This window comes from Mesorhizobium sp. M0028 (genome assembly GCF_040323855.1).
In the GTDB taxonomy this organism is placed as follows: Bacteria; Pseudomonadota; Alphaproteobacteria; order Rhizobiales; family Rhizobiaceae; genus Mesorhizobium.
Window position 1 is genome coordinate 498,985 of sequence record NZ_JAMYVG010000002.1, and the last position, 13,943, is coordinate 512,927.

Consider the following 13,943-nt stretch of genomic DNA (forward strand, 5'->3'; position numbering starts at 1 on the left):
AAACTAGTTGCAGCGAGCTGTGTAGATCCGGCCGTGACGATCTCTGTATTGGCAGTAGCCATTTTGCAGGCGGCGAACCAGCAGACCGCCAATCGCACCAGCGCCAGCGCCGATCAAAGCGCCCTTGCCGCCGCCGACAGCGCCACCAATAAGCGCGCCGCCCACAGTGCCGATACCCACGTTCTCTTCCGTGGTGGTGCAGCCGCTGACCGCAACCACGGCAACCATGGCAATAATCATCTTCCGCATGGAGTCATCCTCACTTTGTCCTCACTTTAACAAGCTCCAGCCGCCATCTAGCATGAAAGTGCGGCCTCTGCGCGCACGATTTCATTGTTGATTAAGATAGTCTTTTCGGACGTGCGCCGTTCGATGCTACCACGAACTCGGAAATCTCCAAGGACGCATCGAGCGTGGCGTCGGGATGCACATTCCAGACAATCCTGTCATAGCCGTCCTCGAGCGCAGGATCGACGGCAAGACATTTGGCGCCGACATGTTGGGCTTGGCCCTGCCGGTCGATGACCGCGAACGGGCGCGCCGCCGTGCACTCGGCCGCGGTTTCAAAGGAATCAAGCAGAGGCGAGCTCGATCAGATCAACTGGGACGCGGCGGTCAGGACGATCGCGGCCATAAGCGCAAAGGCGGCGAAGCGAAGGGGCAAAGCACGAGGCGCGGGCGCTGCGGACACGTCGGGATCCTGAAAACCGCCCATCGAGACGCGAGCGGCCTGTTCCAGTCTGTTCAAGTCGGCAGCCGTCAAGGCCCATTCCTTTCATATTGTGCCAAACTCAATCAATGTCCGCTGAATCGGCACGTTCGGACAGGATCGGACTTTATGGTGAACAGTCGGTTAAGGCGGGGTGATGCAGCCAGCCTTCTTCCTGCGGCCGCCGTTCGTTCAATCCGTCTCGAAATTGCCGTGAGGAACGACAAGACGGTATTCGAGGCGGTTCCCGGTGATCTCAAGTGTCGCCGTTCCATTCAACGAAGTGGGCACGACGCGTTCAAGTGCGACGCTGCCAAAACGCTTCTCGCTGCGTTGATTGTCGTTGGCTCCGATCACTTCGGCCCATGTCAGCGACAGCGCAGGCTCGCCAGCGGAAGCGGCCGTCAGATCGGCCGTCACCTCGACGAAACCGTCGCTGCGCGACAGCGCGCCATAGCTGACCGAATTGACGGCGAGCTCATGCATGGCCAAGCCGATGTGCAAGGCAGCATTGGGATTGAGATATGGATTTGCGCCGCGGAAACGCAGGCTGTGCATGGGGTCCGCGCCGTACCTTCCGACCTGACCGGAAACCAGCTCGCGCAGCGCCGCTCCCCGCCAGTTGGATGACGTAACCAGGTCCTGCGAGGAGGCCAGCGACTGCAATCGGCCCCGGAAACGCGTCAGGAAATCGTCAATGCTGCCGGAATAACGCCCCGTCTGGGTGGCGATGCTTTGGATGATGGCCAAAAGGTTCTTGGAGCGGTGACTGACCTCGCGCAGCAGCGCCTTCAGCGTCTGCTCCCGGCGTTTCTGCTCGGTTGTTTCGACCATGGTGGTCACGACGCCCTGCACCGCGCCGGTCTCGCTGCGGTCGGCGTCGATCCATACCTGAAACCAGCGGGCGCCATCATCGGCCGGCACGCTGAGTTCGAGATGTTGAGGATTGCCGGAGACGATGACGTCGTGCTTGGCGGCGCCGATACGCTCTGCCTGCGCCGGTGGCAAGATGCCGTTGTTGTCGGAGGCATCAGAGGTCCATGGTGCGCGCATGTTGCGCGCCCACACCGTCTTCATCTCGCGATCCTGGTATAGAACGGAAATCCCGGCATTGTGCAAAGCGTGGAGAAGGGCTCGGCCAAGCTGCATTCCGCTTTCGGCGGGATGCAGAGCGATGATCTCATCCCTCTGGCCGCGGTCTTTCATTTTTCCGACTCTGGAACGCATCGGTAATTTGCTCAACCCACGCCGGGCTGAACGGCTCACGGAAAAATGGGTTCCAAAAGGAGGAGCTTCGGATCGAGCCCTAAAAAGCGGTCCGCCGAGCGGCATCCCGTTGGAGGACACTGCCCGGCGGTGGCTGGAAACCGTTTGAGGGGTGCGGCTTCCAGTGTTCGCTTGAATGGCCGCTTGGCATTCACGCCCGTCTGATCAGGCCGGCAATAAGCGATATGATCAGGAAGGCGAGAAAGATGAAGAACAATATCTGCGCTATGCCGGCCGAAGTGCCAGCGATGCCGCCGAAACCAAGCGCACCGGCGATGATCGCCACGACGAGAAATACGAGCGCCCAGTAAAGCATGATCCATCTCCTTCCAATGCTGCGGTGAAAACGTGATTCGCCTCCGTTTGTTCCACCATTTCCCGAAAAAGACGATGCTGAAAATCGTTACGGCCCGAATTGCTGCGGTCTGTGCGAAAAGGTCCTCGTCAGGTTCGGCAGCAGTTGGCTGTCGTGTGTTAAGCCGGCATCACACCCCATCCGGTCCAAGGGGAGTGGCTATCCCACATCCTGGCGGCCGCAACTCGGCCGCTAGCTGTTTTATGCCGCGGCTTTCGCGTGCCGGTCAAAGAACAGGGCCTGGCTGATAAGAGCCTTGACCATATCCGGGTTGAACGGCTTGGTGACGAGGAAAGCCGGTTCCGGCCGCTCGCCGGTGAGCAGCCGCTCGGGAAAGGCGGTGATGAAGATCACCGGCACCGATGTGGACGACAGAATTTCATTGACGGCCGCGATGCCCGAACTGCCGTCGGCGAGCTGAATATCGGCAAGCACCATCTTTGGCCGCGCCTTGCCGAACATCGCCACCGCCTCCGCGTGGGTGCGCGCAGTTCCGACGACGCGGTGGCCGAGGCTTTCGACCATTTCCTCGATATCCATGGCGATCAGCGGCTCATCCTCGATGATCAGCACGTCGGTTGCCACCTGACGGGAGATCTCGTTGCTCGCCTGAGCGAGAAGTTCGGAGAATTCCTGTTCGTCGACGTCGAGAATCTCCGCCGCCTCGTCTTCGCTGAAGCCTTCGACGGCGACCAGCAGAAAGGCTTGGCGGGGACGAGGCGCGATTGCATTCAGATTGGCTGCGGCGCGCTGCTCCCATGCCGACTGGGCATGCTCCTGCGGAACGCGAATGGCTACCGAGGTGAAGAGCTTGGCAAAGACCTTGTAGAGTGCGATGCGGTCGTTCGATGCGTCCGGAAAGATATCGACATCGGCAATGATGGCCTCGAGCATTGCGGCGACCAGCGCGTCGCCGCTCTCCTGCGATCCGGATACGGCGCGCGAGAAGCGGCGCAGGAACGGCAGGTGCGGAGCGATGGTTGCTGATAGGCTCATATCGGACGTCTCCCTCATATGACGTGATTGCATGTTACAGCTAAAAACGGTTCGCAAGCCCAAAGTTAGAAACGCGGGTTGTGCGAAAAAGTTCCGGTCATGCGGAACTAAGTATGCGGGCTGGCGTTTAGGGCGGGGTTGGGCAACCAGACGAGGCTGCCGCTTGCCTTGCGTTATGTGTTGAAGGGGCGGCTTAAGGCTGGGACAAAGGGCGAAATGAAGAACATGACGAAAGCTACCACGGCTGGCGTTGGCAACGGGCGCCGGGCTGCTTCCCGCGACCCGCTTGGGCCGAACTCGGAAATCGGCCGCAAACTCAAACAATATTACGACGAGCTGGTCTCCGACAATGTGCCGGATCGCTTCGCACAACTGCTCAGCCAGTTGGAAAAGGCCGAACCTGTACAGAAGAAGGACTGAGGCATGGCGGCCGTCTCCCAGGGCTTCAAGACCGACTTGCTCGGCTCGATCCCGAGCCTGCGGGCTTTTGCCGTGTCGCTGACGCAAAATGCCGACAAGGCCGACGACCTGGTGCAGGAAACATTAGTCAAGGCCTGGGACAAGCATGAAAGCTTCCAACCCGGCACCAATCTGAAGGCATGGCTGTTCACGATCTTGCGCAACGAATTCTATTCGCAGATGCGCAAGCGCGGCCGCGAGGTGCAGGACAGCGATGGCGTCATGACGGCCAGACTTGCCGTTCATCCGGCCCAGCACGGCCAGCTTGACCTCGAAGACTTTCGCGGCGCGCTCGAGTTGCTGCCCGAAGACCAGCGCGAAGCCATTATCCTCATCGGCGCATCGGGCTTTTCCTACGAGGAAGCGGCCGAGATCTGCGGCTGCGCCGTCGGAACGATCAAGAGCCGCGTCAGCCGCGCCCGCACGCGGCTGCAGGAAATCTTGAAGATCTCCGGTGAAGACGAGTATGGCCCGGACGCAATTTCGGCTCAGGTAACGGGGTCGACGGCAGCGTGAAGCGTGGGCGTGTTCGAGCCGCTCCGCGCCTCAGCGCCTGCAGGCCGCTGCCACTGCCTCGACGAGATCGTCTCCCGAATAGGGCTTGGTGACCAGTCTGACGCCGGGAAAGGATTTCTTGATCTCGTCCATATCCGACTGGCCCGAGGCGAAGACGAACGGGATGCCCGCTTCACGCAGCCGTGAAGCAAATTGGAGCGTCGAAACGCCGCTCAGCATGAGGTCGACGATGGCCACATCGAACTGCGCGGCAACGTCTTGCTGTTCGATCTCATTCAGATCACGGGCGATGACCACATCGAGCGCGCCGTAGTCGCGGCAAAGCTGCTCGATATCCATGGCAATCAGGAACTCATCTTCCAGGATAAGAATCCGCAAACCGTCAAGCGATGGGTCCACGCAGCAATATCTCCTTAAGTGCGTCTCTATCTTGAAACCGGGGAAGTCATGATCGCTATTTGGCATGCTGTCATTTAAAAAAGACATGCCGGCGGATGCGTCGGCCTCGGCCCTTGCAAGGCATTTGCAACGAGCGCTGCCGGAGATAGGGTAGAAGAGGTTCGTGCCGGAACCTTGGGGTCTGTCGGGCGTTTTCGACCGAGCAAAAGCAAGGAGAGTGAAGCAATGGCGACTGCCGCAGGAAAGGCCGCGAACGAAGGCCGCACGAATTCCGATATTGAGGCCGACATCGCACAACTGAAGGCCGACATCGACCAACTTACCAAGCTGTTGGCCAAAACTGGCGAACATGGCTACGGGGCTGCGCGGCGCGCCGCCGCCGAGGGCGTCGAGCAGTTGCGAACCCAGGGCGAAGCAGCCTTCGACAGCCTGCGCAGCAACGCCAAGGACATCGAGGCGCAGATGATAGCCCATATGCGCGAAAAGCCTGTGACTTCGCTGGCGATCGCCGCAGGCGTCGGGTTCCTCTTCGCGCTCCTCGCGCGCCGCTAGTTCTGCACGCATGGGAATGCTTGCATCGCTGATCTCGGGCCTCGCCTCGGGCGAAACCATTGCGGCGATACAACGCGCGCGCGTCACTGCGATGGTCTATTCGGTCGCAGCACTCGCGGCGCTGTGCGGCCTCGGCTTCCTGGTCGGGGCGGCCTATATCTGGACGGCGGCCCGCTATGGGCCGGTGGCAGCGTCGCTGAGCTTCGGGATCGGCTTTCTGGCAATCGCCGGTCTCATCCTGCTCGTCTACCGGATGTCGGCCGGCTCGCGCGCCAGACGCCGGGCGAAGCGACGCAACGCTGACATGAAGGCGGTCGGCATCGCCGCTGCACTCGCCGTGCTGCCGGCGCTGCTCAAGGGCAACGGTGGCGTGGCGAAGGGCGGATTGGGCGCCATTCTCGGCCCGGCGATAGCACTCGCAGCCTACGCCATCTACCGCGAGAACGTGAAGCCCGACTCCGACGATCCGGATACCGGCAAAGGGAAGTAGTTCGGAAGCGGATAGTTCGGCGCAAACGATTCTGGCGCCCGGTCGTAAAATCCTCGCGTCAAAAATCGTCGAGCGGCATCGATATTTCGGCGATTACGCCGTCGGGCCGGAATTCATGGGTCACCTCGCTGGAAATGACCTTGGCCAGGCTGCGGCGAATCAGGATCGAGCCGAAGCCATGGCGTTCGGGCGGCGCAACCCGCGGGCCGCCGCTTTCACGCCAAGCCAGCAACAGACGTCGTGCACCCTTCCTGCCTTGCACCTTCCAATCGAGATCGACCTTTCCGGAAGAAACCGAGAGCGCCCCATGTTGTAGTGCGTTACTTGCCAGTTCATGCAGGATCAGGCCGAGTCCGACTGCCTGGTCGGGTGAGAGCAGGACATCGGTGCCGGAGATCGCCATGCGCGATTGTCCAGCGGTTTGAAACGGCTTTACTTCGATCTCCACCAGCTCCCGGATGCCGATGCCGCGCCACTCGCGGTCCGACAGCAGGCTGTGCGCAACGCCCAGCGCCTGCAGCCTGGCGCTGAAAGCTTCAAGGAATTCGCTTGGCTGACGGGCATGGCGAACGGTCTGCGTCGCCAGCGCCTGTACGGTTGCCAAAGTGTTCTTGACGCGGTGATTGAGCTCGCGCAGCAACAGCCGTTGACGTTCGTCGCCAAGCTTGCGTTCGGTGATGTCGTAGTTGACGCCGAAGATCAGCGTCGGCTTGCCCTCGCCGTCGCGCTCTATGACGCGGCCGCGCGTTGCGATCCATCGCGGCGGATCGAGGCCTTTGACCCGGTATTCGCCAAAATAATCGTCGCTGCCGGTCAGCGCGTCGCGAAAGCGTGTTTCGGTCTGATGAACGTCGCGCGGGTCGATGGCGGTCAGGATGTCGCGCGCCCTCAGCCTGTTCGACTTGGGCAAGTTGAACAATTCGGACAGCAGGACATCGCAGTCGATCATGTCGCTGCGGATATCCCATGCCCAACTGGCGAGCGAAGCTGCATCGAGCGCAATAGCGCGCCGCTTTTCCTCTCGAGCCAGTGCGGCCTCGGCAATCGCTGCGCTGCGGGTTGCATCCTTCAGCGTGAACAGGCTCGCGGCGAGGCCAGCTAGCGCCGACAGTTGGTCGAGCTGGACAGAAGAGGGACGTGCGTGCGGCTTCCGGTCGAGCACGCAGAGCGTGCCGATCAGTGCGCCGTCGACTACGATCGGCACGCCGGCGTAAAAGCGGATATGATGTTCGCCGGTGACCAGCGGATTGGCTTTGAACCGCGGATCCGTCGCCGCGTCGGCCACCACCATCGGCACGTCGCCGGCTGCGATGGTATAGGCGCAGAACGATGTCTCGGTTGCGGTTTCGGTCGCGTTGAGGCCGATACAGGACTTGAACCACTGCCGCTCGGCATCGACCAGCGTGATCAGTGCGACAGGCGTTTGCATCGCCGAAGCGGCAAGACCGCTGATACGGTCGAAATCAGGGTCGGCAGCCGTATCCAGCGCGTCGAGGCCGTGCAGCACGGCAAGGCGGTCCGCAGCGCCCACCACATGGCGAATATCGACCGGCAGGCCCGGCTTTGTCTGGCTATTGTCGTCCACTACGCCCCCAGTGGCCGGCCCCGCTGATTGATCAGGCCAACCGGCCCGTTTGCCGCCTTGTCGAGCCGGAACTTTCGCAGCGGGGAGCCGTTACCAGCCAATGCCCTGCTAGCTACGCCTGCCGGCGCCAAATATGGAGCCAGACCATGCCAAAAATCGTTCCTGAAAACAAAGCCCGTCAAGGGCGGCGGGGTCAGCATGTCCTTCGTATCCTGATCGCCGCGCTGTTGCTGGCTTTTATCGCCTGGGGCGTCGCCGAAATCTACGGCTGGATGATCGAGACGCCTAAGACCGAGCAGGGCAACACACCCAGCGGCTAGACTCTCTCCATCTCTCGTGCCAACCCGCATCATGCAACCCCACATCACGCTACCTCACGTCAGGCAACCTTTGCCTCGGCGGCGCGCGCCGGGACGAGAACATTCAACGCGCGCGGATGGATTTCGACGGTCGTCTCGCGATCGAGCTTTACCAGTTCGCCGTCCATGACGGCCTGAACTTTCCTGTTCGTCGAATGGATTTTCAAAACGGCGCGGTTTGCCTGATGGATTTCGACATGCTCGTTGCCGCGCCATTTCCCACGGGCGACGTCAAAGAGGAACCTGATCAATTCGCCGCGCCGCCGTGCCACGGTGACATAGATGCCCAGCACGCCGCCTGCCGGATCGTCGGCATAGGGCAGGTGGCCCTCGCCGAACAGATTGTTGGTGATGCCGATACCGGTGATCCGGGTTCTAATCTCGGCCTCACCGACCGTCAGCGTTACGTTCATCGCCGGTGGATTGTTGATCGTTGCCCAAGCGGCTCGCACCGAGGCACGCATCTTCCCCAGCCGCGAGCCGAATTCCATCTTCTGGCGCAGTTGCACCATCCTGGCGTGCATGCCGATCGAGAATTGATGCACGAAAGGCCGGCCGTTGGCTGTTGCAATGTCAATCGCCATCACCTCGCCGTCCGCAAACGATTTCAGTGCCGCATCGAGGGTCTGCGGAATACCGAGGCCGCGCGCAAAAAGGTTCATTGTGCCAGCCGGCAGAATTGCCAGCGCCTTCTCCCCATTCATCAAACGGGCTGCCGCGGCCGAAATGGTGCCGTCGCCGCCGCCCGCCAGCACGACGTCGATGCCGCGCCTGGAAGCTACGCCGTCCAGCGTGGCGACGATATCCTTGCCGGCGACGATTTCGATATCGATCGAGTGGCCGGCAGTCTCAAGCGTGCCGCGCATCCGGCTGGCGAAGGCCTCAAGATCGATGGTGCGCAGGGTGCCCCCGTCCTTGTTCAGCACCGCTGCAAACCGCATGGCCGTTCCATTTTCCAGCACCTATCGGGCCGGGGCGGGGCCCCAGCCGGGAGTGGAACGGGGCGGCCGAGAAAATGTTCCGTTCGACCAGCGCGGCGAATCCGAGAACCATTGACATCGCACAGGGTGCACCGTGGCTTTTTTCGGAACAACAGTGTGGTCACAACGTTGTGAACATGCAGAAGACGCTGCGCCCGCAGTGACGCCAGGCGGGCAGGGCGTGCACGAAATCACCGACGAGGAGACACTAAGATGATTCGCACCCTTTTAACCACGACAGCAGTCGCAACATTGATTGCGACGGGTGCATTTGCGCAATCGGCGACGACCCCGGCGCCGGCGCAACCACCCGCCGCCCAGGATACCGCTCCGGCGATACGTGCCGAGGGCAGCCTTGCCACCAACATCATCGGCGAATCCGTCTATAATGGCACCGGCGACGATGCCCAGAATATCGGCAACATCAGCGACGTCGTCTTCGACGAGCGCGGCGAGGTAAAATCCGTCGTCATCGGCGTCGGCGGTTTTCTTGGCATAGGAACCAAGAACGTCGCTTTCGACTACAAAAAGATGCAATGGGCCGAAAGAAATGGCGACCGTTGGCTGATAGCGCAAACGACGAAGGATGAGTTGGCGGCTCAGCCGGATTTCGACCGGAGGCCTTACGATCCGCCTCCGCCACCAGCTTCGGCGGATAATGCGGCGCCTGCCGCCCCTTCCACCAGCGCGCAAAATACAACCCCGGCGCCTGCCGCGCCGGCTGAGCCAGTGAAGCGCGCCGAGGGCAATCTCGCCACCAATATCATCGGCGAGACCGTCTATAACGGCACCGGCGACGACGCCCAAAACATCGGTGACGTGAACGACATCGTCATCAACAAGGAAGCCAAGGCGCAATCGCTGATCATCGGTGTCGGCGGCTTCCTCGGCATCGGCGAAAAGAACGTCGCCTATGATTTCGACAAGGCGCAGTGGGCCGAGAGGAACGGCGATCGCTGGCTGGTCGCGCAAACGACCAAGGAAGAGCTGCAGGCACAGCCGGACTTCAACCGCAAGGCCTATGATCCGGCCCCGGCAATCACTGCGTCGAACGATGCCGCGGCTACTGCGCCTGCCACCGTCACGCCTACCGTGACGGCCAGCAACACCGCGACGACCAGCAACACTGACCAAGCCAGTAAAACGGCTCAAAATGCCCCGGCGCCGGCGCCCACGGCTAATTCCGCGGCCGACCAGACCAAGACCGGCTCGATCGACAAGTCGACGCTGACTGAAATGCCGATAGGCGAAATCCGGGCCGAGGATCTGGTTGGAACAACCGTTTACGGCGCCAATGATGCCAATGTCGGCGAGATCGGCGACGTCGTGCTGAGCGGCGACAAGAAGGTCGACGCAGTCATCATCGACGTCGGCGGCTTCCTCGGCGTCGGCGAGAAGGAGGTGGCAGTCGGTATGGACAACCTGAAATTCATGACCGACAAGAACGGCAAGCGCTATCTCTACACGAACTTCACCAAGGAGCAGCTCGAGGCGCAGGCCGCCTATGACAAGGGCAGCTATGCGCAAAACCGCGACAAACAGCGCATGATCATGCGGTAAGCTGCATCTCAGTCGACAGGTAAGCCCGCGCCGGCAACGGCGCGGGCTTTCTCATGTCGACGCAAAAGGCAGGCCCGCGACATGGCCGGTAACGCCGTCATGCGTCAATTCGGCGAGCGCCAGCGACTGGTCGAGATGCTCGGCCCGCCAGGCAAGGAGCTTTTCGGCAAGTTCCAGCCGCGCCGGCCGATAGGCTGGGTCGTCCGCGACGCTGGTCACCTCGCCGGCGTCTTTCTCGAGGTCGAAGAGCAAGGGCGGCAGGCCACCGCCGAAATGCACATATTTGTACTTTTCCGTACGGATGACGGCGAGATTGCACTGGCGTTGACCGATGCCAAAATACCGTTCGGCATCACCATCCGCGATCGAGCGGAAATCGAACTCCCAATGGGCCGCGTCGCGCCAGGCGTCCGGCTCCGTCGCGTCCAGGAAAGGCGCCAGCGAGCGGCCGTCGAGATGCGGCAGCACTTCGCCGCCAGTGAGCTCGAGCAAGGTCGGCGCCAAATCCACCGCCTCGGTGAAGCGGTCGACGCTGCTGCCGACAGCCTTTCGGCGGCGCGGATCGCGAATGATCAGCGGAATATGGAAGCTGCCGTCGAAGAAGCCGCCCTTGCCCAGCATGAAATGGTCGCCCATCATCTCGGCGTGGTCGGAGGTCAGCACGATGACGGTGTCGTCCCATGCATCGGCCGCCTTGACTGCTTGCCAGACCCGGCCAAGCTGCGCATCGCTCTCCGAGATCATGCCGTAATAAAGCGCCCGGATGCGGCGAAAATTATCGTCGCCCCAGTCGCGCACCTTGCCCTCCGAGCCGGGCCGGAATTTCGACCGTTCCTGCCGGTCAAGTTCATAGGCGAGATAAGGGTGGCTTGCTGCTTCGGCCTGCCAGCTTTCGGCGCGGTCAAAAGCTGGACCGATGGCCAGATCGTACATGGCGTTGTAAGGCGCCGGCACGATGAAGGGTGGGTGAGGACTGATGAAGGAAAGGTGCGCGAACCACGGCGCATCGCGCTCCTGTTCGCCGAGCCAGCGGATAAATTCGCCGGCCAGGAAGGCCGACGGCGTTTCGTCCTTCGAATAGACGGGCGGGGCGTTGCTAACCCCGCCGTCGTTTTCCGGGATTTCACCCACCGGGAGATGGATGTCGGGGGAGCCGGCGCCGGCATCGACGCCGCGCGCCTTGAGCCATGACAGCCAAGGCTTCTGGTGCTCGGGCAGAAGCTGACGTACGGTGAAGCCGGGCAGCACGCCTTCATAGCTCTTCAGCTGCGGGTCGCCAGGCGCCAGCGTACGCGGATCGCGTGCCATATCAGTATAGCCGAACAGCGTCGGTTCATAGCCGAGGGCACGCGCCCGGAGCGCTATGTTGCCGTGGCGGGCGTCGAGCGGTGTGCCATTGCGGCAGACACGATTGTTCATCTGGTAGAGGCCGGTGTAGAGGCAGGCGCGAGCCGGCGAGCAAGGCGCGGCGCCGCCATAGTGCTTCTTGAAAAGAATGCCCTCTGCAGCCAACGCGTCGGCATTCGGCGTTCTTACCACCTTGTGGCCAGCAGCCGATAGGCAGTCGCCGCGCCACTGGTCGCAGGTGATCAGGAGAATGTTGGGGCGTTTTCCAATCAACCGCTATATCCTCATGCCGGCTACGTCGCTCATGGAGCGCAATTTCGGCGAATATGCAAGCCGGTCCAGTTTGACGAATGGTGAACAAAACCTGTTTGATCGTTCACTTTAACAGCACAGCCCATTCTGTGTTTGCCATCTTTGCAGCCAGGAGCCGGATCCTCATATTTGCGTGGACAGCGGCAAGGGCCGCACCAGTACAAGGGAAGGAGCAGAAACATGCTCGACCAGGTCAAGGGCCTGCATCACGTCACCTCGATGGCCAGCGACGCGCGCCAGAACAATGAATTCTTCACCGGGACGCTCGGCCTGCGGCGGGTCAAGAAAACCGTCAATTTCGACGCGCCCGACGTCTACCACCTCTATTACGGCGACGAGGTCGGCATGCCCGGCTCGGTGATGACCTATTTCCCCTTCCCCAACATCGGCAAGGGCCGCCATGGAGTCGGCGAAGTCGGCACAACCACTTACTCGGTGCCCGAGGGCACGCTCGGCTATTGGGAGAAACGGTTTGCCGAGCAAGGTGTCACAGGGCTTTCTCGCGAGGAGACGTTCGGCGAGAAGCGTCTTGCCTTCGCCGGTCCCGACGGCGACGGTTTTGCGCTGGTCGAGGACAGAGCGGACAGCCGAGCGCCCTGGGCCAAGGGTGGCATTCCCACTGACGAGGCGATCCGCGGCTTTCACTCAGTGTCGCTCAGGCTGAAAGATAGTGGCGCCACCGAAGAGCTGCTGAAATTCATGGGTTATGAGGAGGTCGACAAGTCCGGCAATGTCAGGCGGCTAACGGTGAAGAACGGCAACGGCGCCGATGTCGTCGATATCGAATCGCTGCCAGGGGCCGGCTTCGCCAATCTCGGCGCCGGCTCGGTCCACCATGTCGCCTTCGCCGTCGAGAACCGCGCCAAGCAGCTCGAAGTGCGCAAGGCGCTGCTCGATACCGGTTATCAGGTGACGCCGGTAATCGACCGCGACTATTTCTGGGCGATCTACTTCCGCACACCGGGCGGCGTGCTGTTCGAAGTCGCTACCAACGAGCCCGGCTTCGACCGCGACGAGGACACCGCCCATCTTGGTGAGGCGCTGAAGCTGCCGTCACAACACCAGCATTTGCGGCCCTATCTCGAGCAGCATCTGCAGAAACTGGAAGACTGAGGGCAACGTCGTGAGTAAGGATTCGTATATTCACAAGGTGCTGCCCGGTTCGCCTGATGGACCGCTGCTCTTCGTCTTCCATGGCACCGGCGGCGACGAGGCCCAGCTTCTGTCGCTTGGACGCGATCTTGTGCCGCAAGCGACGATCGTCGCTCCGCGCGGCGATGTTTCGGAACAAGACGCTGCACGCTTCTTTCGCCGCGCCGGCGAGGGCGTCTACGACATGGGCGACCTCACGCGAGCGACAGAGAAGATGGCCGGCTTCGTCAAGGCACATGTCGAGGCGGCAAAGCCATCTTCGGTGCTCGGCCTCGGTTACTCCAACGGCGCCAACATCCTGGCCTCGGTGCTGTTTGCCGAGCCGTCGCTGTTCGACGCAACGGTGCTGATGCATCCGCTGATCCCGTTCGAGCCGGAGGTCAAGGGCAGCCTTGGCGGCAGTCACATCCTGGTCACCGCCGGCAGGCGGGACCCGGTCTGTCCGCCCAATTTGACGGTGCAGCTCGAAGCCTATTTGCGCGCCGATGGCGCCGATGTCACAGTCGAGTGGCATGACGGCGGCCATGAGGTGCGGCCGAGCGAGATCGAGGCGGCGCGGCGGTTGTTCGCCGTGGCGCCGGACGAAAGGACCGCAAGCCATGTCTGACCTATTGCCGGAGATCGAACTGGAGGACCGCGGCTCGAAGGGCCGCTATCTCCTGCGTGGGCCGGGCGGCGCCGAGGCGGAGATGACTTTCACCAAGATCGGCGAGCACCAGATCATCATCGACCATACCGAAGTGCCGGATGCATTTCGCGGCCAGGGCGCGGGGCTTCGCCTGGTCACCCGTGCCGTCGAGGATGCGCGTGCGGCGGGCAAAACGATCATCCCGCTTTGCCCGTTCGCCAATGCCCAGTTCCGTCGCCATCCGGAATGGGCGGACGTGCTGAAGCGGTAAGAGACAG

Annotated in this window: 18 protein-coding genes; 9 read left to right on the top strand and 9 right to left on the bottom strand. The window is 61.8% G+C overall.

Features of this window, described 5'->3' with window-relative positions:
• Positions 1 to 3: 3 nt before the first annotated feature.
• The 5 genes from NKJ93_RS07515 to NKJ93_RS07535 all read right to left on the bottom strand — a co-directional run bounded on the left by NKJ93_RS07515 (position 4) and on the right by NKJ93_RS07535 (position 3,326).
• A complete protein-coding gene (locus tag NKJ93_RS07515; protein ID WP_006328050.1) occupies positions 4 to 249 on the bottom strand; it encodes a YMGG-like glycine zipper-containing protein in 246 nt (81 codons plus the stop codon).
• A gap of 343 nt (positions 250 to 592) precedes the next feature.
• Complete coding sequence (locus NKJ93_RS07520) at positions 593 to 763, bottom strand: hypothetical protein (RefSeq protein WP_352494195.1); 171 nt, start codon at positions 761 to 763, stop codon at positions 593 to 595.
• A gap of 138 nt (positions 764 to 901) precedes the next feature.
• Entirely contained in the window at positions 902 to 1,936 is a 1,035-nt protein-coding gene (locus NKJ93_RS07525) for a sensor histidine kinase (RefSeq protein ID WP_352515608.1), read from the bottom strand.
• 190 nt (positions 1,937 to 2,126) lie between these two features.
• Positions 2,127 to 2,291, bottom strand: a complete 165-nt coding sequence (locus NKJ93_RS07530) for a DUF1328 domain-containing protein (protein ID WP_023678541.1) — start codon at positions 2,289 to 2,291, stop codon at positions 2,127 to 2,129.
• A gap of 240 nt (positions 2,292 to 2,531) precedes the next feature.
• Positions 2,532 to 3,326: a response regulator gene (locus NKJ93_RS07535; RefSeq protein WP_023678542.1), complete on the bottom strand. Its 795-nt coding sequence runs from the start codon at positions 3,324 to 3,326 to the stop codon at positions 2,532 to 2,534.
• A gap of 216 nt (positions 3,327 to 3,542) precedes the next feature.
• On the opposite strand from NKJ93_RS07535, the gene NKJ93_RS07540 reads away from it, so the two are divergent.
• Both NKJ93_RS07540 and NKJ93_RS07545 read left to right on the top strand, forming a co-directional pair.
• Positions 3,543 to 3,746, top strand: a complete 204-nt coding sequence (locus tag NKJ93_RS07540; protein WP_023720919.1) for a NepR family anti-sigma factor — start codon at positions 3,543 to 3,545, stop codon at positions 3,744 to 3,746.
• A 3-nt stretch (positions 3,747 to 3,749) separates the two neighbouring features.
• Positions 3,750 to 4,301: a sigma-70 family RNA polymerase sigma factor gene (locus NKJ93_RS07545; protein ID WP_023678544.1), complete on the top strand. Its 552-nt coding sequence runs from the start codon at positions 3,750 to 3,752 to the stop codon at positions 4,299 to 4,301.
• A gap of 30 nt (positions 4,302 to 4,331) precedes the next feature.
• Here NKJ93_RS07545 and NKJ93_RS07550 read toward each other — a convergent pair whose 3' ends face one another.
• The gene (locus NKJ93_RS07550) at positions 4,332 to 4,787 is read right to left on the bottom strand and encodes a response regulator (RefSeq protein WP_352588350.1); all 456 of its coding nucleotides are present in this window, start codon (positions 4,785 to 4,787) and stop codon (positions 4,332 to 4,334) included.
• Positions 4,788 to 4,925: 138 nt separating this feature from the next.
• Here NKJ93_RS07550 and NKJ93_RS07555 point away from each other — a divergent pair, with 138 nt between their 5' ends.
• Both NKJ93_RS07555 and NKJ93_RS07560 read left to right on the top strand, forming a co-directional pair.
• Positions 4,926 to 5,252, top strand: coding sequence for an ElaB/YgaM/YqjD family protein (locus NKJ93_RS07555; RefSeq protein ID WP_352588353.1), 327 nt, complete (start codon positions 4,926 to 4,928; stop codon positions 5,250 to 5,252).
• Between the two features lie 10 nt (positions 5,253 to 5,262).
• The gene (locus tag NKJ93_RS07560) at positions 5,263 to 5,742 is read left to right on the top strand and encodes a hypothetical protein (RefSeq protein WP_352588356.1); all 480 of its coding nucleotides are present in this window, start codon (positions 5,263 to 5,265) and stop codon (positions 5,740 to 5,742) included.
• 58 nt (positions 5,743 to 5,800) lie between these two features.
• Here the strand turns inward: NKJ93_RS07560 and NKJ93_RS07565 are convergent, their stop codons facing one another.
• Positions 5,801 to 7,327, bottom strand: coding sequence for a sensor histidine kinase (locus NKJ93_RS07565; protein WP_352588359.1), 1,527 nt, complete (start codon positions 7,325 to 7,327; stop codon positions 5,801 to 5,803).
• Positions 7,328 to 7,473: 146 nt separating this feature from the next.
• Between NKJ93_RS07565 and NKJ93_RS07570 the strand changes: the two genes are divergently transcribed.
• The gene (locus tag NKJ93_RS07570; RefSeq protein ID WP_023720914.1) at positions 7,474 to 7,647 is read left to right on the top strand and encodes a hypothetical protein; all 174 of its coding nucleotides are present in this window, start codon (positions 7,474 to 7,476) and stop codon (positions 7,645 to 7,647) included.
• 59 nt (positions 7,648 to 7,706) lie between these two features.
• Here NKJ93_RS07570 and NKJ93_RS07575 read toward each other — a convergent pair whose 3' ends face one another.
• Positions 7,707 to 8,627 carry a diacylglycerol/lipid kinase family protein gene (locus NKJ93_RS07575; RefSeq protein ID WP_352480850.1) on the bottom strand — a complete coding sequence of 307 codons (921 nt, stop codon included), beginning with the start codon at positions 8,625 to 8,627 and terminating at the stop codon, positions 7,707 to 7,709.
• Between the two features lie 252 nt (positions 8,628 to 8,879).
• Between NKJ93_RS07575 and NKJ93_RS07580 the strand changes: the two genes are divergently transcribed.
• Positions 8,880 to 10,226 carry a PRC-barrel domain-containing protein gene (locus NKJ93_RS07580; RefSeq protein WP_352588362.1) on the top strand — a complete coding sequence of 449 codons (1,347 nt, stop codon included), beginning with the start codon at positions 8,880 to 8,882 and terminating at the stop codon, positions 10,224 to 10,226.
• Positions 10,227 to 10,277: 51 nt separating this feature from the next.
• Here NKJ93_RS07580 and NKJ93_RS07585 read toward each other — a convergent pair whose 3' ends face one another.
• Complete coding sequence (locus NKJ93_RS07585) at positions 10,278 to 11,846, bottom strand: alkaline phosphatase family protein (RefSeq protein WP_023720911.1); 1,569 nt, start codon at positions 11,844 to 11,846, stop codon at positions 10,278 to 10,280.
• Positions 11,847 to 12,065: 219 nt separating this feature from the next.
• Here NKJ93_RS07585 and NKJ93_RS07590 point away from each other — a divergent pair, with 219 nt between their 5' ends.
• The 3 genes from NKJ93_RS07590 to NKJ93_RS07600 are packed head-to-tail and all read left to right on the top strand — an operon-like array spanning position 12,066 to position 13,936.
• Complete coding sequence (locus NKJ93_RS07590) at positions 12,066 to 12,998, top strand: VOC family protein (RefSeq protein WP_023720910.1); 933 nt, start codon at positions 12,066 to 12,068, stop codon at positions 12,996 to 12,998.
• Between the two features lie 10 nt (positions 12,999 to 13,008).
• Entirely contained in the window at positions 13,009 to 13,644 is a 636-nt protein-coding gene (locus tag NKJ93_RS07595) for an alpha/beta hydrolase (protein WP_352588364.1), read from the top strand.
• Positions 13,637 to 13,936: a GNAT family N-acetyltransferase gene (locus NKJ93_RS07600; protein WP_352476216.1), complete on the top strand. Its 300-nt coding sequence runs from the start codon at positions 13,637 to 13,639 to the stop codon at positions 13,934 to 13,936. The genes NKJ93_RS07595 and NKJ93_RS07600 overlap by 8 nt, the downstream gene beginning before the upstream one ends.
• Positions 13,937 to 13,943 lie beyond the last annotated feature (7 nt).

Bases quoted from the DNA above. Each gene is read 5' to 3' on its own strand.
- NKJ93_RS07515 (WP_006328050.1), bottom strand. From the start codon at position 249: ATGCGGAAGATGATTATTGCCATGGTTGCCGTGGTTGCGGTCAGCGGC.
- NKJ93_RS07525 (WP_352515608.1), bottom strand. From the start codon at position 1,936: ATGCGTTCCAGAGTCGGAAAAATGAAAGACCGCGGCCAGAGGGATGAG.
- NKJ93_RS07530 (WP_023678541.1), bottom strand. From the start codon at position 2,291: ATGCTTTACTGGGCGCTCGTATTTCTCGTCGTGGCGATCATCGCCGGT.
- NKJ93_RS07535 (WP_023678542.1), bottom strand. From the start codon at position 3,326: ATGAGCCTATCAGCAACCATCGCTCCGCACCTGCCGTTCCTGCGCCGC.
- NKJ93_RS07540 (WP_023720919.1), top strand. From the start codon at position 3,543: ATGAAGAACATGACGAAAGCTACCACGGCTGGCGTTGGCAACGGGCGC.
- NKJ93_RS07545 (WP_023678544.1), top strand. From the start codon at position 3,750: ATGGCGGCCGTCTCCCAGGGCTTCAAGACCGACTTGCTCGGCTCGATC.
- NKJ93_RS07550 (WP_352588350.1), bottom strand. From the start codon at position 4,787: ATGTCTTTTTTAAATGACAGCATGCCAAATAGCGATCATGACTTCCCC.
- NKJ93_RS07555 (WP_352588353.1), top strand. From the start codon at position 4,926: ATGGCGACTGCCGCAGGAAAGGCCGCGAACGAAGGCCGCACGAATTCC.
- NKJ93_RS07560 (WP_352588356.1), top strand. From the start codon at position 5,263: ATGGGAATGCTTGCATCGCTGATCTCGGGCCTCGCCTCGGGCGAAACC.
- NKJ93_RS07570 (WP_023720914.1), top strand. From the start codon at position 7,474: ATGCCAAAAATCGTTCCTGAAAACAAAGCCCGTCAAGGGCGGCGGGGT.
- NKJ93_RS07575 (WP_352480850.1), bottom strand. From the start codon at position 8,627: ATGCGGTTTGCAGCGGTGCTGAACAAGGACGGGGGCACCCTGCGCACC.
- NKJ93_RS07580 (WP_352588362.1), top strand. From the start codon at position 8,880: ATGATTCGCACCCTTTTAACCACGACAGCAGTCGCAACATTGATTGCG.
- NKJ93_RS07590 (WP_023720910.1), top strand. From the start codon at position 12,066: ATGCTCGACCAGGTCAAGGGCCTGCATCACGTCACCTCGATGGCCAGC.
- NKJ93_RS07600 (WP_352476216.1), top strand. From the start codon at position 13,637: ATGTCTGACCTATTGCCGGAGATCGAACTGGAGGACCGCGGCTCGAAG.